The sequence below is a fragment of the Salinivibrio sp. IB574 genome (assembly GCF_001996205.1).
GTDB classification, from domain to species: Bacteria; Pseudomonadota; Gammaproteobacteria; order Enterobacterales; family Vibrionaceae; genus Salinivibrio; species Salinivibrio proteolyticus.
On the sequence record NZ_MUFN01000035.1, the window covers coordinates 12,972 to 34,613 of the forward strand.

General features: G+C 48.6%; 17 protein-coding genes and 2 pseudogenes. 11 read left to right on the forward strand and 8 right to left on the reverse strand.

Annotated elements, in window-relative coordinates:
* Positions 1–66 precede the first annotated feature (66 nt).
* Positions 67–759, reverse strand: a complete 693-nt coding sequence (gene aqpZ, locus BZJ17_RS14560) for an aquaporin Z (protein WP_077641188.1) — start codon at positions 757–759, stop codon at positions 67–69.
* A 277-nt stretch (positions 760–1,036) separates the two neighbouring features.
* Between aqpZ and BZJ17_RS14565 the strand changes: the two genes are divergently transcribed.
* The 7 genes from BZJ17_RS14565 to BZJ17_RS14595 all read left to right on the forward strand — a co-directional run bounded on the left by BZJ17_RS14565 (position 1,037) and on the right by BZJ17_RS14595 (position 11,227).
* Entirely contained in the window at positions 1,037–3,040 is a 2,004-nt protein-coding gene (locus BZJ17_RS14565; protein WP_157893195.1) for a recombinase, read from the forward strand.
* A gap of 170 nt (positions 3,041–3,210) precedes the next feature.
* Positions 3,211–4,323, forward strand: coding sequence for a M23 family metallopeptidase (locus BZJ17_RS14570; protein ID WP_077641190.1), 1,113 nt, complete (start codon positions 3,211–3,213; stop codon positions 4,321–4,323).
* A 415-nt stretch (positions 4,324–4,738) separates the two neighbouring features.
* Positions 4,739–6,382, forward strand: coding sequence for a M4 family metallopeptidase (locus tag BZJ17_RS14575; protein WP_277868807.1), 1,644 nt, complete (start codon positions 4,739–4,741; stop codon positions 6,380–6,382).
* Between the two features lie 285 nt (positions 6,383–6,667).
* Positions 6,668–7,405: a transporter substrate-binding domain-containing protein gene (locus BZJ17_RS14580; protein ID WP_077641192.1), complete on the forward strand. Its 738-nt coding sequence runs from the start codon at positions 6,668–6,670 to the stop codon at positions 7,403–7,405.
* Between the two features lie 75 nt (positions 7,406–7,480).
* Positions 7,481–9,034, forward strand: coding sequence for a methyl-accepting chemotaxis protein (locus BZJ17_RS14585; RefSeq protein WP_077641193.1), 1,554 nt, complete (start codon positions 7,481–7,483; stop codon positions 9,032–9,034).
* A 27-nt stretch (positions 9,035–9,061) separates the two neighbouring features.
* Positions 9,062–9,793: a transporter substrate-binding domain-containing protein gene (locus tag BZJ17_RS14590; protein ID WP_077641194.1), complete on the forward strand. Its 732-nt coding sequence runs from the start codon at positions 9,062–9,064 to the stop codon at positions 9,791–9,793.
* A 75-nt stretch (positions 9,794–9,868) separates the two neighbouring features.
* Complete coding sequence (locus BZJ17_RS14595) at positions 9,869–11,227, forward strand: diguanylate cyclase (protein WP_198534183.1); 1,359 nt, start codon at positions 9,869–9,871, stop codon at positions 11,225–11,227.
* Positions 11,228–11,316: 89 nt separating this feature from the next.
* Here BZJ17_RS14595 and BZJ17_RS14600 read toward each other — a convergent pair whose 3' ends face one another.
* The 4 genes from BZJ17_RS14600 to BZJ17_RS14615 form a co-directional block, all read right to left on the reverse strand.
* Positions 11,317–12,084 carry a transporter substrate-binding domain-containing protein gene (locus tag BZJ17_RS14600; protein ID WP_069586660.1) on the reverse strand — a complete coding sequence of 256 codons (768 nt, stop codon included), beginning with the start codon at positions 12,082–12,084 and terminating at the stop codon, positions 11,317–11,319.
* A gap of 76 nt (positions 12,085–12,160) precedes the next feature.
* Complete coding sequence (locus tag BZJ17_RS14605; RefSeq protein WP_077641196.1) at positions 12,161–13,204, reverse strand: efflux RND transporter periplasmic adaptor subunit; 1,044 nt, start codon at positions 13,202–13,204, stop codon at positions 12,161–12,163.
* Positions 13,201–16,509: an efflux RND transporter permease subunit gene (locus BZJ17_RS14610; protein ID WP_077641197.1), complete on the reverse strand. Its 3,309-nt coding sequence runs from the start codon at positions 16,507–16,509 to the stop codon at positions 13,201–13,203. The genes BZJ17_RS14605 and BZJ17_RS14610 overlap by 4 nt, the downstream gene beginning before the upstream one ends.
* Positions 16,510–16,630: 121 nt before the next feature.
* On the reverse strand, positions 16,631–16,969 hold the full coding sequence (locus tag BZJ17_RS14615) for a metalloregulator ArsR/SmtB family transcription factor (RefSeq protein WP_241836816.1): 339 nt from the start codon (positions 16,967–16,969) through the stop codon (positions 16,631–16,633).
* A 197-nt stretch (positions 16,970–17,166) separates the two neighbouring features.
* Between BZJ17_RS14615 and BZJ17_RS14620 the strand changes: the two genes are divergently transcribed.
* From BZJ17_RS14620 to BZJ17_RS14635, 4 genes and pseudogenes are all read left to right on the forward strand, one after another.
* Positions 17,167–17,358 (forward strand): DUF2892 domain-containing protein, encoded by a 192-nt coding sequence (locus tag BZJ17_RS14620; protein WP_069586663.1) that lies wholly within the window; start codon positions 17,167–17,169, stop codon positions 17,356–17,358.
* Between the two features lie 10 nt (positions 17,359–17,368).
* Positions 17,369–18,262: pseudogene (locus BZJ17_RS17620) on the forward strand (FAD-dependent oxidoreductase); the annotation flags it as partial.
* 8 nt (positions 18,263–18,270) lie between these two features.
* Positions 18,271–19,200: pseudogene (locus tag BZJ17_RS17625) on the forward strand (rhodanese-like domain-containing protein); the annotation flags it as partial.
* Between the two features lie 262 nt (positions 19,201–19,462).
* On the forward strand, positions 19,463–20,224 hold the full coding sequence (locus BZJ17_RS14635) for a transporter substrate-binding domain-containing protein (RefSeq protein ID WP_077641199.1): 762 nt from the start codon (positions 19,463–19,465) through the stop codon (positions 20,222–20,224).
* Between the two features lie 42 nt (positions 20,225–20,266).
* On the opposite strand, the gene BZJ17_RS14640 is transcribed toward BZJ17_RS14635, so the two are convergent.
* From BZJ17_RS14640 to BZJ17_RS14650, 3 genes are all read right to left on the reverse strand, one after another.
* Complete coding sequence (locus BZJ17_RS14640) at positions 20,267–20,689, reverse strand: PaaI family thioesterase (protein ID WP_241836817.1); 423 nt, start codon at positions 20,687–20,689, stop codon at positions 20,267–20,269.
* A gap of 121 nt (positions 20,690–20,810) precedes the next feature.
* Positions 20,811–21,101, reverse strand: a complete 291-nt coding sequence (locus BZJ17_RS14645; protein ID WP_077641200.1) for a hypothetical protein — start codon at positions 21,099–21,101, stop codon at positions 20,811–20,813.
* A 76-nt stretch (positions 21,102–21,177) separates the two neighbouring features.
* Positions 21,178–21,606, reverse strand: coding sequence for a lysozyme inhibitor LprI family protein (locus tag BZJ17_RS14650; RefSeq protein WP_077641209.1), 429 nt, complete (start codon positions 21,604–21,606; stop codon positions 21,178–21,180).
* Between the last annotated feature and the right edge of the window lie 36 nt (positions 21,607–21,642).

Sequence of the window (21,642 nt, forward strand, 5' to 3'; positions counted from 1 at the left end):
GCTGGCTGGCGACATCTTTTCAGTCGTAAGGCCACGTTTGGCCCGCCGTCGAGCGTCGGACCAAACTCATGATTCTTTTTCGTTACCGATAAAGCGGTATACGAAGGCGCCTAATATCGCGCCAGCGATGGGGGCAATCCAGAATAACCACAATTGTGCAGTGGCCCAATCGCCCACGTAAAGCGCTACCCCTGTACTACGGGCCGGGTTCACCGAGGTGTTAGTCACGGGAATACTAATAAGGTGGATCAACGTCAAACACAGCCCAATGGCAATCGGTGCAAAACCTTGAGGGGCACGTTGGTCGGTGGCACCGAGGATCACCACCAAAAACATCATGGTCATCACCACTTCCGAGATCAGCGCCGAGGTTAAGCTGTACTGGCCCGGTGAATGCGCACCATAACCATTCGCGGCAAATCCATTCGAGACATCAAATGCGGCTTGTCCACTGGCAATCAGGTACAACACGCCACCAGCCGCTAAGCCACCTAAGACTTGGGCAATAATGTAAGGGAGCAGTTGATTGGCGGGGAAACGCCCTCCCGCCCATAGGCCAATGGACACCGCAGGATTAAGGTGACAACCGGAAATATGTCCAATGGCAAACGCCATCGTTAAGACGGTAAGACCAAAGGCAAGCGATACGCCGAGTAATCCGATCCCCACCTCTGGAAACGCTGCCGCCAATACTGCACTGCCACACCCGCCCAAGACTAACCAAAATGTTCCAAAAAACTCTGCACCATACTTATTCATCCGTGTCTCCTTTTTTTGACTCGCATGACTAATAATGTGATGAGTATAGGCACACATTGCGTGACATGTGTGAATATGCACGCACGATCATGCGGGATTTCCTTGTTTTCACTGTCTATAACTCACAACGATGTATTCCCCGAAAAGACATGAAGCGACAGGGGGATAATAGAAGCAATGCTTATGTGCCATACTGCCAATGAGCGCTTTTGCTTCCCCCTGCTTTCTCGCTCTTGTAGACTACGCGCGCGTTTATTATCGACTGATAAGAAAATCTATGCCTGCAATAACACCGGCTTTTAAAGTGATAGACGGTTTTTCTCTGTGTGAAACAGACACAGAGCGTCTTAATGTATTTTTTACTTATCTTCGTGAAGGTGAGCCCGAACTCGCAGAATTGCGCCTTGAGCAGCTTGTCCTTGCCCTTGCCAACTCCCCCTCTCAGGCATCGTTATTTGCGAACAGTATTTGCAATGAAGCCAAAACCATTAAGCTGTCTCCGGCTTTTGTCCAATTGGGCATATTTTCTAAAAATGGATTGGTGACGGAAATCTTTCGCCGTCTTTACAACAAGATCAATCCGCCACCCAAGCGCTGCAATGATATCAACGACTTATTAAGCTATTTCGTTGGTGGCGAAGATAAAGCTTGGGTCAATACGATCTCGTCTAAGTGCTGGTTTAAGCTCTATCGCTTGCTGGTAAAAAGTGCCTCGCCTGAAGCCATTCGCACGACCGGCGAATACATTAAAAGTGAGCTTTGTTATTCGCTGGAAATGTTAGCGATTTGGATTGCGGCGGAAGAGCTCGATCCTGAGTTACTGCGGATTGATCGCCGTTTAAACGAAGTGGACTCGCCGTTTATTGCCCTGCAGCGCGAAACCAGTCAATTGGTGGCGACCATCAAAGAAGGCGAGATTGATTCAGTGGATACCGCGCACTTCTGGGTAATGATTGAACAGTGCCAGCTTCAAGTAAAACGGATCCGAACCCGTGGGATCAGCCAGTTTGGCTTCTCAACACACGCGTCACACATGCTTGAGCGTTTAGATCAAACCCTCAACCGCATGGTGCTCTTATTTCAAATCCTTGATTTTCGTCACCCCCATCAAAAAGCGCGCTGTGTCCTGAATTTGTGGCAACAATTGCTCACCTCAGTTACGGAGCGCAACAGCGTGCGTGCCATCTACCGCAAAAGCACACGCACCTTCTCGCAAAGCGTGACGCAAAACAAAAGCAATCATGGTGAGCACTATATTGCCAAAACGAAAAAGGATTATCTCAATATCCTGAAGGGCGCGTGCGGCGCTGGCGTGATTATAGCCCTGCTTGCGTGGGTAAAGATCTACATTGATACGCTGCAATTGTCGCCGTTTAAAAGCGCCTTTCTGGTTAGTCTAAATTACGGTGTCGGCTTTATGCTGGTGCATGTGCTGCATTTTACGATTGCGACCAAGCAACCGGCCATGACAGCGGCGAACTTTGCTGCCCATGTTGAGAAGAATAAACAAGGGCGAACCCGAAGTAAAAAGCTCGCCCGCTTGTTGATCGATGTAAATCGCTCCCAGTGGTTCGCCGTGTGGGGCAATATTGTCGCAGCCATTAGCTGTAGTGTGCTGGTCAGTTGGGCGTTTATGCATTTTTTCAGCGATGCGTTGTTGTCACCCGAGCAAATTGACTATCAAAAACAGTCTATTATGCCTTTCAGTGGCATGGCATGGCTCTACGCCGCGATTGCTGGTGTGTGGCTGTTTCTATCTGGGATCATTACGGGCATTCTAGATAATCGCGCCGACTACATTGAACTGAAAGATCGCCTTGTCGCCCATCCACTCATGCACATTGTGCCTGAGTCACGCCGTGAGAAGGTCGCCTTTTATATTCACGATAATTACGGCGCTTTGGGCGGCAACCTGATCTTTGGCTTTTTGCTCGGCATGACCAGTTATGTGGGTTACTTAATCGATGTTCCCTTAGATATTCGTCATGTCGCCTTCTCTTCCGCCAATATTGGTTACGCGCATGTGAGCGATTTTCACGGTGTGTTGGCCTTTCTTTCTAGCCTGTTCTTTGTGCTGATGATTGGGTTTATCAACCTGTGGGTGAGCTTCGGATTGGCCTTATTTGTGGCACTTCGCTCACGCAGTTGTGAGCTCGACATCAAGTCCGTACGCACCGCTGTATTTAACCAAGTTAAGCAACATCCTGCTTGTTTGTTTTGGCCGCAAAACACCGCACCGATGGCTAAAAACTCACCACCCAACCACAAACGGACACCCTAGTTATTTTGCTGTGATGCAGGCTATTTATCGGCCTGCATCACAGCCTTCATGTGCTACGTGCAAACAATTACACGCAAGCTTTCTACACACTCGCAACAACGATGAAATGACCAGATAAATATACAGATCATGCCAATATTACCGTTCATTAAATGAAAGGAGAGCTAGTCATGTTTCGTTTATCTCGTCTCGTACTCGCCTGCTTGATGGTGAGCACTAGCGCTGCGCACGCACATACTTTGATCGCAAACCATACACCCATGCGCTCGGCTGCTGTTTTAGAGGACGTTGGGGTGCCAAACCAGCTTGTCACCGAAACCGATCTGCTCTTTCAACCGCGTCGCCACCCATTTAACATTGATGATTTTCTCGCCGAGCAATTGCCACACTGGCAACCGGTGAGCGAAGCTATTATGCATTGGAGTGGAGCGTCAGGGATTGATCCACGTATATTGATCACCACCCTCATCACTAATGCGCCGGAGTTAGAGCAGGATATCGCCCTCGATCGGATCAGCGAACTGAAGTTGCTACAGGCCATCGAGCAAACCGCATCCACGTTGTCCGCTTTGCTTTATCAGCCCAATACGCGGACCTCTGATGCCACGCTAGGACATGCCACACAGACTCTTGTCAGCACTCTCCATTCTCCGAGTGACTGGCAGACATGGCAGACACGTTACCAAGCATGGTTTGGTGACCAAAAACCCCTAGGGCAACATGCCATCTCATCACGCAGCTTGATTGCGCCACCTGCAGGGTTTATGCAATGGCCGTGGCGACAAGGCTACGCCTGGATCCCAAATGGCCCACATGCCCATTCAGGATCCGGCTTTCCGCTTTCTTCTATTGATGTCTCTTATGATTGGCCGCAATGGGGAGGCACAACTTACAGTGTGACTGCCGCCCACGATGGTTATGTCACCGTACTATCGCGCTGCCAAGTGCGGGTCACTAACGATAATGGTTGGGCAACCAATTACTATCACATGGACGGCATTCAAGTGCGCAACAATCAGTGGGTGGGCAAAAACACCAAACTCGGCACCTACGCCAGCCAGCGTTCCGTGGCATTGTGTCAAGGAGGCTCCTCGACCGGACCTCACTTGCACTTCTCGTTACTCAAAAATGGTCGTTTCACCTCAATGCAGGATGCAGTGCTGGGCAGTTATCGTGTACAAACTGGCCGCTATAGCTACGATAACGACTGTCGTTATACGTGGCTTACTCACACACAAACCGGAAATAAAGTGTGTCTATGGCGTCGTATTACCAACCCGTAACGGCATGAATCGCTGTGTTCGTTCCGCTTTTAATACTGACATAAAGGTCACTTAATTTGTGGCCTTTATCTTTATTTTACATAACAATAACATTCATAAAACTTGCGGATAACCTCTCAAAACAAAACAGTCATTTATTCTGTACGATTTTTTTGTCACTTAATTATTAATAGATAATAATATCGATTAAAATCAGAATCATAAAACGAGACCTCTCTCTCATAAACATCATAAAAAACCACCCTTTTGTAACAAAATCTATACATGTAAAAAATAAAAAGCCTTGTAAATATTGTTATCTATAAGCCACGTTTGATGGGCGAGCAGCACGCTCGTCTTCCTATTAAGCAGTTGGGGAGAAAGGAATCTTTCAACAAAAAAATAGGGCAATAAAAATGAAATTATCCAAGTTGACTTGGTTAGTGGTAAAGTCAAAGTACGCTATCAGCAAACCTACCAAGGCGTTCCTGTACTGGATACCAATGTGGTTGCCACTGAAAAAGCTGGAAAACGCAGCGATGTTTACGGCACTATGGCACAAGGCCTCACCGAAGACATTATGACACTCGCACCTACACTAGATAGCCAAGATGCCTTAGGTGCGGCGAAAGCACACTTCACACAGAGCCAGACTACTCTCACCGCCGCTCCCTTTGAAAATGAGAACACCAAACTGGTCGTTCAACTCGATGAAAACCAAAAAGCACAGCTCGTGTATATCGTGGATTTCTTTGTCGCCGCAGAGGAGCCTAAGCGTCCTTTCTACATGGTTGATGCGGAAACAGGTGAAATCATTAGCCAGTGGGATGGGATCAATCATGCAACTGCCGGTGGTACCGGTCCAGGTGGCAATGAAAAAACGGGCCAATATCTGTATGGCACCGATTATGATGACTTCCCCGTCGATAAAGTGGGCGATGTGTGTACCATGGAAACCGACAACGTCAAAACGGTTAACCTGAACCACGGCACATCAGGCACCAACGCGTTTACGTACCCATGTCCAGATGGCACCAACTACAACGATACAAAATACACTAACGGCGCATACTCCCCGCTGAATGACGCGCATTACTTTGGTCATGTCGTTTTCAATATGTACAAAGATTGGATGAACACGGCACCATTGACGTTCCAGTTGACGATGCGAGTCCATTACAGCAAGGATTATGAAAATGCCTTCTGGAATGGCAGCTCAATGACGTTCGGCGACGGTCAATCAACGTTTTATCCATTGGTCGATATCAACGTTAGCGCCCATGAAGTCAGCCACGGTTTCACGGAGCAAAACTCTGGACTGGTATATCGTGATATGTCGGGTGGTATTAACGAAGCGTTCTCTGATATCGCTGGTGAAGCGGCTGAGTTCTACATGCATGGTGATGTAGACTGGATTGTCGGTGCGGATATCTTCAAAGGCTCAGGTGGTTTGCGTTACTTTGAACAGCCTTCTCGCGATGGCAAATCTATTGACCATGCAGATCAATACTATTCAGGCATTAACGTGCACTATTCAAGCGGTGTCTTCAACCGTGCCTTCTACCTCCTTGCTAACAAGCCAAATTGGGATGTCCGCAAAGGTTTTGAAGTCTTCACCGTTGCCAACCAACTGTACTGGACAGCCAATAGTACCTTTGATGAAGGTGGTTGTGGTGTCGTTAAGGCCGCAAAAGATCTCAACTACAACGAATCCGATGTGGTTTCAGCCTTTAATACCGTCGGTGTTAACACCTCTGCTTGCTCTGATGACAACACAGACTCGGTGTTACTCCCTAACGAGCCAAAAACAGGTTTGAGTGGTAGCCGTGGCTCCTCTGAGCTATTCACTTTCAAGGTTGACAGCAATCGTTCGGTAAACGTCACCATGAGTGGTGGTACAGGTGATGCCGACTTATATGTAAAAGCCGGTAGCGCCCCCACCACAAGCGATTGGGACTGCCGTCCTTTTGAATATGGCAATGAAGAATCATGCACTGTCAACGCACAAGCTGGTGAAACCTACCATGTCATGGTGCGCGGCTACTCAAACTACTCGGGTGTGAGCTTGGTTCGCAACTAATCGCTCGCCGTCCTCAGCGCCGCTCTTCATAGCGGCGCTTTTTTGTCCACCATTTATCCGAAAAGCGCTAACTTTATAGACAACCCTTGATGTGCTTAGTTTTTTGCGCATCGAGCGCTATCTTTCTTGGTTCATAAAAAATCCATATAAATCCAATAAATACATGATCTTAATGTCATTTTTATTTCGTGAATAACCAAGCCAAGACGTTAAATATCGATCATTTTTCTCAGCGTTTTTTTTGTCGTCTATGCTGATAGAAGAACTTAAAAAATCGGAGGAACTATGCTCAAGCATTTGTTCACCATGACATTCTCGGTTTGTATTCTGGTCTCTGCGACCGTACGCGCAGACGTACTCACCATGCCATCCCTTGATTGGCCGCCCTACTCCGGCAAAAGCCTGCCCGAACAAGGTGCGTCGGTTGCGGTCGTTAGAGCCGCGGTTGAAGCGATGGGGCACGAACTCAATGTTGAGTTTTATCCTTGGTCTCGCACTGTGTACTTAGTGAAAAACGATGCCCAATATGCTGGATACTTCCCCGAATACTACTACGAGACCGACGAGTTACTCTTTTCCGACCCAATAGGGACCGGTCCGCTTGGTTTTGTCGAAAACACCAATCAACCGATTGAATGGTCCTCTTTGGATGATCTGGCCTCACACACGATCGGCGTGGTGCGTGGCTATGTGAACACGCCAGAGCTGGATGCGCGAATTGCCAATGGCACGCTTAAATCGTCCGCCGTGACTAGCGATACCCAAAATTTACAGAAAGTCGGCCGCGAACGTCTGCCTCTTGCGGTCGTCGATGCCAACGTGCTGGCTTACCTTAAAGAAAACGACCCTGCACTGAGTGCTGTTAAAGACAAATTGCAAATGAACAAGAAACTTCTTGTCGACAAAAAGCTTTATATTGCCTTTGCCGACAATGACGAGGGACGAAAATGGCGTGACATCGTCAACGAAGGCCTTAAAAAAATTGATGTTGAAATGATTATGCAGAGCCACCTAGGCAACTAGGTGGCGCTGCACCAAAGTTAAGTGGGAAAGCACTGCTGTACCACTGGGCGTGGAAAAAAATGGAAGATGAGCGCTATGTTTAAAAGTCTGAAAGCAATATTTGTAACACAAGTGGTTATTGCTGTTTCGGTCGTTTTGGGGATATCAAGTTACATTGATTACCAAAGCACCAAACAGGAACTCAATAGTGCACTTGTCGCCACAGTGGATAATGCCACCAATCGCATGAAGCTGAGCTTGCCCAAAGCAATTTGGGATTTTGACCTTGAAGCGGCCAAGCTCTCGATCTCCGCCGAGTTAAAAGCCCCTGACATCAAAGGCGTTCGGGTGTTAGATAACCAAGGCGAAGCCATCCTGTTTTTACGCCTCGGCCCTCTCTCAGAAGATGGAGAAAAGCGTCCTCCCGTCGACATTGGCGCCGATCAGCAGGCTTACTATGAAGCCATGCCTAAAGAAGAGAGTGAACTGTCTTTCACCGAGTACGGGGAGACTAACAAAGTCGGTACGGTACAGGTATTTTATAACACTGACCGCTTAGAAGCGGCCCTCGCCGATACCCTGTATCGCAATATTATCGAGCTGCTTGTACTTGACGCGGTGATGATTGTGTTTTTGATCTTAGCCCTGACCGCGACCGTGGTAAAACCACTTAACGACCTCACCGAACGCGTCCGCGAGCTAGCGAGTGGCGATGGCGATCTTTCTAAAGTGATCCCGGAACCCAAATATAAAGAATTCGCGAAGATCACCGAGCACATCAATCACTTTACGGCTTCGTTGCGCGAAATCGTCAACGAAGTGACGCAGGCTTCAATCAATTTGGCTGAAGTCGCAGCACAAAGCGGACAGATGGCACGGACAAACGCCGAACGCCTCGAGCAACAAAAACAAAGCCTTTCTACGGTTGCAGCAGCAGCGACTGAGATGAATCAATCGATTGCAACCGTTGCAGATACCGCTAACGACGCTGCAACCCATGCGCAGGGAGCGACCGATTTGGTCAATCAGGTGTATCACACCATCGAAAGCTCTGCGTCTGAGATCATCAACATGCGTTCTGAGATGGAAAACGTCAACGCCGAAATGCACAAGCTACTAGAGGAAGGCGAGAAGATCTCCGATGTGGTGAACGTGATTAATGATATTTCCGAGCAAACCAACCTACTCGCGCTCAACGCCGCCATTGAGGCTGCGCGCGCCGGCGAGCAAGGTCGCGGTTTCGCGGTGGTTGCCGATGAAGTGCGTAGTCTATCGGTCAAAACCAGTGAGTCTACGGAGCAAATTCAATCCAACATCAAATCGTTGAGCGAAGCAACTGAGTCCGTGGAGAAAGAGATCAAACGTATCGGCAGTATCTTGGAGAACACCGCCGGTCGAGTGTCTGAGTCACAAGAGTCGGTCAGCCAAGTGCGCGAAACCATCACTGATATTTCCGAGCGTAGTGGACAAATCTCGCAAGCGACTGATGAACAACGTCAAGCCATTGATGAAGTCAGTCAAGCGATCAACGAAGCGTCAGACGCCACGAATTATGTGACCGAAGGCGCACAAGAAAACGCAGCTCGAACAGACAAAGTGCTGGAGCTGAGTGAAAACATTAAAGGACAGATGGGTAAATTTAAAACATAACAATCTGGTACATCACAAGGAGCGACAATGAAAAAGATATTTACAGTTGGCTTACTGTTTATTCTGATGGCACCAGGGGTAATGGCGCGCACATTAACCGCCGCCCAAGACCCTTGGCCGCCGTTTGTGACAACCGATGCCTCCATGCCCGGTATCTCGGTTGAGCTATTAACCGAAGCGATGAAAACGCAAGGCTATGACGTTGAGTTCAAAATCATGCCTTGGGCCCGTGCACTCGATTCAGTAAGCAAGGGCACCATCGATTTGCTACCGGCCACTTGGTACACCGAAGCTCGCACTGATTTTTTGCACTACAGCGATTCTTATCTCACCAATGAGCTGACATTTATCAAGCGCGCCGGTGACAGCTTCCAATTTTCCGATCTTAGTGGGCTACAAGGAAAAACAATTGGTATCATCCGTGATTATGGGTATGGCGATGCGTTTCTTGCCTCAGACAGTTTTGATAAACCAGAGGCGAATAACTTAGTCACAAATTTGAAGAAATTACTCGCTAATCGTATCGATCTCACCTTGGAAGACAGGGTTGTCGCGCTGTCCGTGATGAAAGAAGAAGGTATGGACGCAAATGCGTTTGCGTTTACGAATAAGGCCCTATCATCGAAACCGCTTCACGTCACCTCCGGTAAAGCGAATCCAGACGGTGATCTATTTATTAATGCCTATAACAAAGGGCTAGAAGCAATAAAAGCCAACGGGACATTCGATAAAATTGTTGAAAAATATGGTATTAAGTAATCGAAAATAAAAATATCGGATACACTAAAAGAAGGGATGCACCAGCCCCTTCTTTTTTTATTTATAGGGTGTGCGATGCTTTTTCAGCGACAGTTCAATCGATGGTTTTTAGTCTTTACATTAGGCTTTGCACTGCTTGCTGGGCTAGCCGTTGTCAGCACGCATAATTATATCATTGAACAAGTAATTAAAGAGGAACAAGAAGACATCAACCGTAAGGCCGCACTCATTCGCTCCCGTATTGAAGCGGCGATATTTAGAGACACTTACCTCGCCGATAGCCTTGCGACTGTTGTTGCGATTGACCCCGAATTCGCCATGGCAAGTTGGGACGACGTTGCCGGTAAACTCCTCACCAAAGCCAGTTATGTGAGAAACGTTGGGCTCTCACCCAATGATGTTATTAGCCACGTCTATCCACTAAAGGGAAATGAAGCAGCCATAGGGCTCGATTTTCGCACGCGGCCGGAACAGTATCGAACGGTACTGCGGGCGAGAAATCTTGAAGACGTTTATATTGCAGGTCCGGTAGATCTTGTGCAAGGTGGACAAGCGATTATCGCACGCTTCCCCATTTTTTTATCTCCTATTGATAAAAGCTCTTACTGGGGCGGCGTCAGTGTCGTGATCAACTATACTCAGCTATTCGAAAACTCGGGTCTTTTTAATCTGGTAGGGGCATCCGTTTCCATAAGGAATACCGAAACGCTAGATTATTTCCATGGCTCGCAAGAGACCTTTTTTAATGCCGACTTTGTTGTACCTATAAACCTGCCTAACGGTGAGTGGACTTTGGCTGCGCAATATACCATTGAACAAACACCTCAAGTCAGACAACTAAGCGTATTCGTTTACACTATTTGTATTTTCTTAGCTATAGTAATTTACGGCATGATTGGCCTATTTTATCGCAGCTTTTTAAAAGCGAAAGAACAAGCGTTCCAAGACGAGTTAACAACACTGCCCAATCGTCGTTTTGCCATTGATTTACTGGAAAAGATAACTACAGAAAAAAAAGAATCTTTCGTACTACTCAATATCGATTTGAATGACTTTAAGTTGGTTAATGACGTTTATGGTCATGAAGCTGGCGACGCGCTACTTGCTCATGTCGCGTCACGTCTACGTCAAAGTGTTCGTGTCTCTGATGTGATTGCACGCATAGGAGGGGATGAATTTATTGCAATATTGAGAGATGCACGACCCAGTGATGTAAATAGTATTATAAACAGCATCAAAACCTCGGTAGAGTCCCGCGCATGCGCATGGCAAACCTATAAACTCTATCCCTCTCTGAGTATCGGGCATGCGCTTTACGATCCTGAGTCACCCCAAAGCCTCGATGAAGTCATGGCCACCGCTGATCATGACATGTATCGTGTTAAGACATTGGGAAAACGTGAGCGGCCCGTGAAAGAATCGACCCAAGGATAAAACCGTTAAATGAAAAAAGAGGCGCTTACACCTCTTTTTATCTTGGTAATAATACAGCTCAATATCTATTAGTGAACGCATTAAATACGTTAATTGAGGTACTCATCCAACATTGCTTGCAGCTGACCTGATTCACGCATTTCTTTGAATCCTGCGTCTAATGTCGCTTTTATTTCATTAGCTTCAGGGTGTTCACGCGAGATCATCATATAAAATTTGTCCCCGCTATTGCCTGGAACCGCGACCGCTTTCATGTTATCCGCCAAGTAGTCAATCCCTTGGGCGACTTTAAACCCAGCTAAGATTTCGTAGCGCGCCAAGAATACGTCACAGCGTCCTGCTTCCGTTTTTTGCACTAACTGCTCGAAGCTTTTTGCCGATTTTCTGACTTTACTATCATCAACACCAAAGCCTGTGTAGTTATAACCCAATAGCCCACACATACGAAGGTTATTCAAATCACTGACTGAGTTAACTTGTAAACCGTTAGGGTGTTGAGTCGTTGAATAGATATAACTAGGTTGCAAAGTGTAATAGTATTCTGTGAGTAAAAAGTCACGATCGCGCTCTTCGTTAAACGACGCACTCAAGGCAATGTCATAACTACCGGCTTTCGTTTGTAGCACGCAGCGCTTCCAAGGCGGCATTTCTACACTGACATCCACGCCTTGCCCTGAAAATATCGCATTTAATACATCGACATCATAACCCTGAACTTGTCCCCCTTTTTCAAAAGTATAAGGGGGCCAACCAGCGCCATCCCCACATACTTTTAGTGAAGAGGTGTCCAGTGCAAATGCTGGCCCAGATAATAATGAACCTGCAAGTGCCGTGGCAGATAATATCGCAATTTTCATAGTGAACTCCTATTAGGAAACCTCCCCCTAAGTATTGATGATATTCACCATAACGCGACCTGAATCACTGCATTTTTTACGGATTCAATATAACCACCTCGCCAGGCTTTAACCCCTTACGCACGCGTCTTTGCTGTGTGAGCGATACAAGCCGTGTTCTCACCTCACCCGCATCGAGCACCTTCACATAGTTAAGTTGTCCAATTTGATAATACGCATTGCTCGGTAAGTAAAGCACAGGTTCGGACTTTTGTGACACGGTCACTTTTGCAAACATGCCTGGCAGCAAGCTATCGTTAGGATCCGAATACGGCAGTGTCACCACGACACGATAACTGCGTGAGCTCGTATCGGCGGCGGGCGTCATCGTGCGCACCATACCTGTCAGCGTTTTATTATAGGTGGGCAATTCAACCGTTAACGATTGGCCAATCGCCACAAAAGGCAAAACAGACTCAGCCATATTCACCATCGCTTCAATACTGGCAGGGTTATACAGCGATAACATCGCCGCGCCCGGTGTTGCCGTATCACCTTGGTTGATGATCTTTTCCGTGATCACGCCTGAGAAAGGCGCTCGCACCAGACTAAAACCAAATTGGGTTTCTGCCTCGTCCACCGCAGCAAGGGCGCGGCGATAATCAGACTGCGCCGTTTTTAAGCGATTTTCCGCTTCATCAAACTGAGATTGAGGCACCAGCTTTTTCGCCAACAAGGTCTCCATTCGTCGGTAGTCACTGCGCGCGGTATTCAGTTGCGATTGCGCCGAGGCCAAGGCTTGTTGCACTTGGCGAACTTTGGCACTGAGGTCGGCATTATCTAAACGCAGTAATACATCGCCTTGCTCAACGCGGTCACCGACATCAACCAACACTTCCGCGACGGTGGCCGTCATCCGCGCTGCCAGCGTGGAGTTTTGTCGTGCCACTAGCTTACCCGAGAAGGTACGCGTTTGCGGCTGTTCGACCGCTTCCAGTGTTAGCGTTTTCATATCGCTTGCGACAGGTTTGGGGGGCGATTCTGACGCCACTTTCTCGGTAAAGGCGCCAGCCATCGCCAAAAATAACACCAATAACCCAGTGCCTAGCACCAGTGCGAGTAAGCCTTTTTTTGCCTTCATGCATCCTCTCCTTCTACTGATAAGCCATGGGTCGAGTGATGTTGATACGCAAGGTTGTACACCACAGGCACAACCAGCAAGGTAAACACGGTAGACGCGGCAATGCCGAAAATAATTGCCCACGCTAAGCCATTGAAAATAGGGTCGAGGGTGATAATCACATTCCCCAATAAGGTGGTGCCGGCGGTGAGCAAAATAGGCCGCATTCGCACCGCGCCCGCTTGTACTAGGGCTTCACTCAGCGCCATGCCTTGTGCAAGTGACTGTTGAATAAATTCAATCAACACCAGTGAGTTACGCACCACAATCCCTGCCAATGCAATCATGCCAATCATCGCGGTGGCGGTGAATAGCGCCGGATTTGGGTAGCCGTTGATCTCACCGCTTAAGCCATTGAGCAACCAAAAACCCGGCATGATGCCAATCACGGTCAGCGGAATCGCGAGCATAATAATGCCCGATACCGCCGGTAGCCCAGTTTGTATCAGCATCACTATAAAAACGCCCAGTAGTGCCGCACCATAGGCAATCCCCAGATCGCGGAAGACATCAATGGTGATCTTCCACTCTCCTTCACCACTCCATACCACCTCGATACCCTCATCAACTTGCCAGCCATCACCCGCGCCATTATCCAAATAACTACGCGCTGATAGCGGGCGAGCACTATCCGATTCAGGTTGATTAAAGTCGGCCATCACATCAGCGACTACTTCACCCGGCACGCGTCCAGTGGGTTCGGCATACACATACACTACGGGGCGCAAATTTTTATGATAGATAGGCTGATCAACCGGTTGCCGCTCAAAATGACCGATCTCACTCAAGGCGACCAGCGGCTTCGGCGCATCCACCAAGGCACCTTGAACCAATTGTTTAGCCACCCCTGCCCGACCGCGTACGTGCACTGCAAGCAGCGCATCAAGTTGATCACGGGCATCTGGCGCAAGTTGCAGCCTCACGGGCAAAGGATCCATTTCATCGGCATCCGCTAAATAGGCCAGCGTGACCCCTTGGTTCGCGGCCCTGAGCGCTTGGTTGATGTCGGCCACGGCAATACCAGACAAGGCGGCTTTTTCTTGGTCCACCACAAACTGCCAGCTCGATAGAGGCCCTTGGATACTGGTGCTCACTTCTGACACCAAGGCTTCACGCTTTAATCGCTCAGCCACCTGCGTCGCTTGCGCTTGCAGGGTTGAATACGGCGTGCTTGGTGAGCCATACACTTCCGCGACAATGGTTGCCAGCACCGGCGGCCCCGGCGGCATTTCCACTAATTGCACTTCGGCATCATATTTTGCTGCGATGGCTTCTAATTCATCACGCATGCGCGTGACCAAGCCATGCGATTGCAACGTGCGCCGGTGCTTATCCACCAGCACCACACGCAGTTCACCCTGGTAAGGCGCTTGGCGAGTAAAGTAATGTCGCACCATGCCATTAAAATCCATCGGTGAGGCGAGCCCAGCAAAGCCGGATACCGACACCACCTCGGCTTGCGTGTGTAGATAACGGTTCATTTCTCGCAGCACGTTGGAGGTATCAACATGATTGGCGGTTTCCGGCAAATCCAGTACCACCTGAAACTCGTTTTTATTGTCATACGGCAAGAGTTTGAGTGGCACGAGGCGCAAAGCAGGCAGCAAGGCGGCGATGACGAACAACACGCCCACTAGCCATAAAAATGCTTTGGCGCGACGATTGTTTTCCAGCAATGGCAGCAACACGCGTCGGTAGCCACGGTACAGCGGCGTGGTCTCTATGCGATAGTCATCACCTTTATTGGAAGCGCGGACAATTTTTTTGGCAAGCCAAGGGGTGACTAAAAACGCTACCAAGGTACTGATCACCACACTGACCGGCACATTGAATGCAAGGGGCGCCATATACGGCCCCATCATGCCGGTGATAAAAAACATCGGGGTAAACACAATCACAATCGCCACCGTCGACATGATCAATGCGCGTTTGATTTCCAACATCGCCAGCACAATCGTGCGTCCACGGGGCTTATTATCATGAGTCAGGTGCCGTTCAATGTTGTCGATACTGGCAATCGGATCATCAACAATCAGTCCCAGCGCCAAAATTAACGCAAACAGGGTGACGCGGTTAATCGAATAGCCAAAGGCTAAATCCAGCCCTAATGCCGCGCCATAACTGATTGGGATCGCAATCGCTACCACTAAGGCACTTCGCCAGTTTAAGAACAAGCCAACAAAGACCACCACGGTGAGCACCGCAATACCGAGGCTGGACACCAAGTTTTTTACTTTGGCATCGGCGGTTTGACCGTAATTGCGAATAATCTCAACGCTCACGCCCTCGGGAAATTGTGTGGCGACCAGATGATTGAGCGTGGCGGTGATATCCTCGGCCACGCTCACCGCGTTCGAACCTTTTTGCTTGGCCACCGAGAGAAACACCGCTGGATGCGGCTGGCTATCATCGGTCGATTGGATCCAGGTATCTGTGGTGGACTCTTGCGCGCCGTCGGATAATTCGGCCACATCCTGCAGGTACACTGGTTTGCCATTAACCACCGCCACCACTAAATGGCGTATCTCCTCAAGGCTTTGATACCACTGGCCGGTTTTTAATACATAGCGCTCACCCTGATGCTGAATATCCCCGACATCGCGCTTTTGATGGCTTAATGAGAAGGCATTGGTGAGATCGGACACGCTGATCTGATAGCTAGCCATAGCCGCAGGATCGAGCGTGACCAATACCTGCCGCGGCACCCCGCCCACTACCTTTACCGCATTGGTTTCGGGAAGGGCTTTGAGATCCAAGGTGGCCTGCTCGGCAATACGGCGCAGCGCATAATGGTCGAGCTGGTCCGGTTTGTCGCTACGCAGTGCCGCAATCACAATCGGCACATCATCAATTTCCACCGGCTTGATTGCCCATTCGCTCACAGCAGCTGGGATCGCATCTTGGTTGGCGTACAGCTTGTTATAAAGTTTCACCAAGGCAGACTCGCGATCTTCACCCACGTAAAAGCGCACCGTGACCAACGCGGAGCCTGCTTGGGTGGTGGAATACACATACTCCACCCCATCAATTTGACTGACTTTTTTCTCGAGCGGCTGCGTCACCTGCTTTGCCACTTGTGGCGCACTCAAACCAGGCGCTTGTACCACCACATCTGCCATTGGTACCACGATTTGCGGATCTTCTTCTTTGGGTGTAAGCCACAGCGCCGCCGCCCCGACCAGCAGTGCAAGCACGATGAGGATGGGCGGGAAGAAGCTGTTCATCACTCGGGTGATCAGCTGACCTTGTGGCTGGGCATCTCGCATATTCGATCCTTTGGCTGATGTCAGTAACGACAAGAAAACGATAGGTAAAATGGCTGAATGTTAATTAACTTAGCGCATCGACGGGCAATGAATGTGTGCTGCTCGCTCAGATTCAGACACATCAGGCACAATAGAGCCGCTGCAAGGTGGCGATAATCGCCGCGACGTAGGGATCATTGAGCTGATAAAACACCTGCTGGGATGACTTGCGCACCTTAACCAGTTGATGCCGCTTTAACACGCTAAGGTGCTGGGAAAACGCCGACTGACTGAGCGACGACCCTTGCAGCAATTGCCCCACGGAGCGCTCTCCGGCCAAAAGCTGGCACAGCACAATTAATCGCTCAGGATGGGCCATCACTTTCAACATGGTCGCCACCAAAGACGCTTGCTTACGCATGGCAACAATGTCCATGTCAGGTATGCTTTCTGCTTCAAACGGCACGCTTGACTCTGCCATCGCCTACTCCTCTCTCGCCAATACTCATAGCTTAGCGCGCCATTTTGTTTAGTCAATTCTAATTTAGCTTAAATATAATTAGACTTTTCTAAATATAACTTCTAGAGTGATCCCAGTGCCGACAAACACTGAAGGCGTTCGAGCCAAAGCGGTTCGGTCTGTCGGGTAATCGTATAGAGGATGCAAAGGAGTCTGCTATGACAATTGATAATGGCGTACGCGTAATCGCTGGCATGATGGTGCTACTTTCTGTCGTGCTTACCCTCACAGTTCACAGCCAATTTATTTGGTTAACCGTCTTCATTGGCGTAAACCTGATCCAAAGTGCGTTTACAGGGATTTGTCCGGCTGCCTTTTTCCTGAAAAAACTTGGACTCAGCAACGCTTGATGGAGTCATAATGACCAAAATCGTAATTATTGGCGGCGTCGCTGGTGGCGCCTCTGCCGCCGCTCGCGCCCGTCGCTTAAGTGAACAAGCCGAAATTATCATGTTCGAACGTGGCCCGTACGTCTCGTTCGCTAATTGTGGTTTGCCTTATCATATCGGCGGAGATATTACCGATCGCAGTAAACTCTTGCTGCAAACCCCAGACAGTTTTCGCGCCCGCTTTAATGTGGATGTGCGCATCAACAGCACAGTCATTGCGATCAACCGCGAGGCCAAAACAGTTACCGTCACCCGTGCCGATGGCAGCGATTATCAAGAAAGTTACGACAAATTACTGTTAAGCCCAGGTGCGGCCCCCATCATGCCGCCCATCCCTGGCCTAGATAATCCGCTGACCCACTCGCTCCGCAATATTCCAGACATGGATGCGATTTTGCATACCATTGATATGAATAACCCCAGCCATGCGACTGTCGTTGGCGGGGGCTTTATTGGCCTTGAGATGATGGAAGCGCTGCATCAACGCGGGATTAAAACCACCCTATTGGAGATGGCCGATCAGGTCATGACGCCGGTTGACCGAGAAATGGCGGGATTTGTTCATCAAACCATTCGCGATAAAGGAGTGGATTTACGCCTAGGCACAGCGCTGGAGTCCGCCGAGTTTATTCCCACCACGCATGTCGCCAGTGATGATGCCGGCGAGCCGAGTGAGCCGCAACACCTAGAAGGCGCTTTACGTCTGACACTTAACAATGGCGACAAACTGGATACCGAGCTTTTGATCATGGCGGTTGGCGTTAAGCCCGAAGTCACGCTGGCGCAACAAGCGGGGCTTGCCATTGGTGAAAAAGGCGGCATTGGGGTCAACAGTACTCTGCAGACCCAAGATCCCGATATTTACGNGAGCGTTTGATCAGGGAGGTTGGCGTTAAGCCCGAAGTCAAGCTGGCGCAACAAGCGGGGCTTGCCATTGGTGAAAAAGGCGGCATTGGGGTCAACAGTACTCTGCAGACCCAAGATCCCGATATTTACGCGGTCGGCGATGCAGTCGAAGAAATCGACTTTGTGACCCATAAGCCAACGTTAGTGCCACTAGCGGGTCCGGCGAACCGTCAAGGACGCATGGCCGCTGACAACATGCTAGGCAGCACTGAACATTATCTTGGCACCCAAGGCACCGCCATCTGCAAAGTATTCGATCTCGCCATCGCCTCGGTGGGCCAAAACGAGAAACAACTTAAGCACGCTGACATCAACTATCAAAAAGTCTATGTTCACGCCGCCAGTCATGCCGGTTATTATCCCGGTGCGGAAATCGTCTCATTTAAGCTGCTGTTTGCCCCTGATACCGGCGCGATTTTAGGCGCACAAGCGGTGGGTAAAGACGGCATTGATAAGCGCATTGATGTAATGGCCGTGGCACAACGTGCTGGCATGACCGTTGAGCAGCTACAACATCTAGAACTCACCTACGCACCGCCTTACGGAAGTGCCAAAGATGTGATTAACCAAGCGGCCTTTGTGGCCACCAATATCCTCAAAGGTGACGCGACGCCAATCCACTTTGATGAGGTAGACAATCTGGCCGACGATCAAGTGTTACTTGATGTGCGCAATGCGCCCGAGCGAGAAAACGGTCAGCTTATTGAAGGTGATGTGCATATTCCGGTCGACGAGCTGCGCGGACGCATCAATGAGCTGCCAAAAGACAAAGAAATTGTGGTGTACTGCCAAGTCGGTCTGCGCGGCAACGTCGCCTACCGCCAGCTAGTCAACAATGGCTTTAAAGCCCGCAACTTGATTGGTGGCTATCGCACCTACAAATTCGCCACAGCGTAGTGCGAACACTGTATTCAAATTCAACTGGGTGACCCCACATGGGTCACCTTTTTTATGCTGGCGGGAAGGTGTTCTACGAAAACAACCCCGACGACAAATACCGATCACCGCGATCGCAAATAATGGCTACCAAAAAGTCTGCTAGCGCAAAGCGACCATCGCCAAAAGCAGCGTCTTCCACTTTCTCTCCGCCCTTTAGTTGATAAATAAGTTAATATGGACAATTGTTTTTAACACAGATGTAACTTGTGGAGAGTGAAGAATGAAACGAACATCCATCTATGGGCTATTTCGAGCCTTTATTGTGACATGCTTACTCGCACTACCCACCACCGTAAGTGCCAATGTGGTCAAGCTTACCAGTGGCGAGTGGCAACCCTATATTTCAAAATCGCTTAAAGAAGGCGGGTTTGTGACCCAATTAGTTAAAGAAGCGTTTGAGTCTCAAGGTTATACCGTTGAGTTTGTGTATATGCCTTGGAAGCGCAGCTTTGAGGAAGCCAAATCTGGCCTCTACGATGGGTCGATTGTATGGAGTAAAACCGACGAACGTGAAGAGCACTTCTTTTATTCACACCCAATTGTTGTACTGAAGGACGCCATTTTTCAACGTAAAGACAAACCTATTCGCTGGTCGTCGCGCAACGACCTGACCCAATATACGATAGGCGGTGTACTTGGTTACTCATATGGACTCGAAGATCTGGAGTCTGACAACGGATGGAAAATTCGCAGAGTTTCTTCTCCGGAAAGTAACTACCAGAAGCTCGCTGCCGGCAGATTGGACGGTGTGTTAGAGGATCTAAATGTGGGTAAACAGACCATTAATGAAATGGAGCTGGGAGGGCAACTCGAGCCTGCAGAGCAGATTTTGTCAGAGCGCGAATACCACGTGATTATTTCTAAGGCTTCGCCTCGAGCGCAAGAGCTTTTTGAGGTACTCAACAAAGGGCTTAAACAATTGGTCGATGAGGGTAAGGCCGACCAATACCTCGAAGCAACGCTTAGAGGTGAATACCAGTAAACGCTGCGCCAAGCACCTGTCTTATAGACTCTCTTCTTTGTCTTAGTTTTTGGGGAGAGCAAACGTGCCAACAGCATGTGCAACAGGTGCTGATTCTCCTTCCGAGCGGATAACGACATCGCCCACCACTGAGGTTTTACCCACCTTTAATAGCGTACATTCTGCAGTTAACGCCGCTTCCGCCTTTGGCTTTTGCAGAAAACTCATGTTTAGGTTTGTCGTGACCGCCATCTCTTCAATCCCCAATGTCCCAAATATTGCGGCATACAAAGCAGCATCGGCCAGTGTCATCATAAATGGTCCCGATACCGTACCCCCCGGACGCAGATCCTGTTGCGTCACGACTCGTCGTAGTAATGCGTATTGATTTTCAACCTGCTCAATCATCAAGTTTGAGCCTTTAAACTGGGCATCAAAGAACGCTTGAATCTCTTCTTTCGTTACCATGTCCTTATGGTGCTTCATAGCTTTTTTACCTTTCGCGATGATGGCCATAAAATATAAAAGGCCACACATAATCTGTCTGGCCTTTTATTTCTTTTCTATGCAGTCTTAAGCGACCTATAGAGATAACTTAATCAAACAGTTACTGATAGTCGTTAATGCGCCACATATAGATTTGATCACCGTTGATAAGGCGTTTAAGCAAATCAATATTATCCGCTGATCCTTGATAGTTAAACGTAAACTTATTGTAAGGTAGTTCATCGCCATAAAAAGCATATGGAGATAGGATCAGGGTATTGGCTTCGACAATGAAATCATGCGTAACCTTTCCTTCCAAGTAGTTTTTATTACCGTTAAAAACATACCCGCTTGGAGGTAAACAACGCACTGCATTTACCGTGTACGTACCCGGCTCAAGGCCATCAAACAATACGAACTTTTTGTCTTCCTCTGGAACAAAAGAGAGAGTAATAGGCTTTTCCAGATCTGGGTGATACCGTATAAAACTAGTCGCGTACAGGCCACATCTCAGGCTCGGGTAGTATAGGTGGTGTGCTATCCATATAGGTCAGGAAGTTTTCCCACATCTCATAGGTTCTGGCTTGTGTCAACTTCGTTTGACAACTTATCGACATCACACCTCTAATTGACCCCTCTCGCCATTGAGTATAGATAGCGTCACAATGTGATGACATATATTTATACCAATTTTTCTGCGCCGTCTTAATTGCGGCGACAAGCTCTGGATCATAGCTATTGTGCTCCAAACTCGTTGATAAATATTTATCTAGTGTTTGCTTTGCCTCTGAAAGCTCTAAAGACGCACAATAATTAATATCCTGTGTTGAAACCGCCTTATCACAATCAACGTGCTCATCACTACCAACAGCACACAGTGGTATAGTCAAAAACAAAAATCCAACTATCTTCCACATTGTCTGACTCCAAATAAAAAAGGTTAACAGTGCACC

Coding starts and splice junctions, on each gene's coding strand:
- BZJ17_RS14605 (WP_077641196.1), bottom strand. CDS start 13,204: ATGAAGGCAAAAAAAGGCTTACTCGCACTGGTGCTAGGCACTGGGTTA.
- BZJ17_RS14615 (WP_241836816.1), bottom strand. CDS start 16,969: ATGGCAGAGTCAAGCGTGCCGTTTGAAGCAGAAAGCATACCTGACATG.
- aqpZ (WP_077641188.1), bottom strand. CDS start 759: ATGAATAAGTATGGTGCAGAGTTTTTTGGAACATTTTGGTTAGTCTTG.
- BZJ17_RS14570 (WP_077641190.1), top strand. CDS start 3,211: ATGTTTCGTTTATCTCGTCTCGTACTCGCCTGCTTGATGGTGAGCACT.
- BZJ17_RS14620 (WP_069586663.1), top strand. CDS start 17,167: ATGACAATTGATAATGGCGTACGCGTAATCGCTGGCATGATGGTGCTA.
- BZJ17_RS14600 (WP_069586660.1), bottom strand. CDS start 12,084: ATGAAAATTGCGATATTATCTGCCACGGCACTTGCAGGTTCATTATTA.
- BZJ17_RS14565 (WP_157893195.1), top strand. CDS start 1,037: ATGCCTGCAATAACACCGGCTTTTAAAGTGATAGACGGTTTTTCTCTG.
- BZJ17_RS14640 (WP_241836817.1), bottom strand. CDS start 20,689: ATGAAGCACCATAAGGACATGGTAACGAAAGAAGAGATTCAAGCGTTC.
- BZJ17_RS14590 (WP_077641194.1), top strand. CDS start 9,062: ATGAAAAAGATATTTACAGTTGGCTTACTGTTTATTCTGATGGCACCA.
- BZJ17_RS14595 (WP_198534183.1), top strand. CDS start 9,869: ATGCTTTTTCAGCGACAGTTCAATCGATGGTTTTTAGTCTTTACATTA.
- BZJ17_RS14635 (WP_077641199.1), top strand. CDS start 19,463: ATGAAACGAACATCCATCTATGGGCTATTTCGAGCCTTTATTGTGACA.
- BZJ17_RS14580 (WP_077641192.1), top strand. CDS start 6,668: ATGCTCAAGCATTTGTTCACCATGACATTCTCGGTTTGTATTCTGGTC.
- BZJ17_RS14585 (WP_077641193.1), top strand. CDS start 7,481: ATGTTTAAAAGTCTGAAAGCAATATTTGTAACACAAGTGGTTATTGCT.
- BZJ17_RS14650 (WP_077641209.1), bottom strand. CDS start 21,606: ATGTGGAAGATAGTTGGATTTTTGTTTTTGACTATACCACTGTGTGCT.
- BZJ17_RS14610 (WP_077641197.1), bottom strand. CDS start 16,509: ATGCGAGATGCCCAGCCACAAGGTCAGCTGATCACCCGAGTGATGAAC.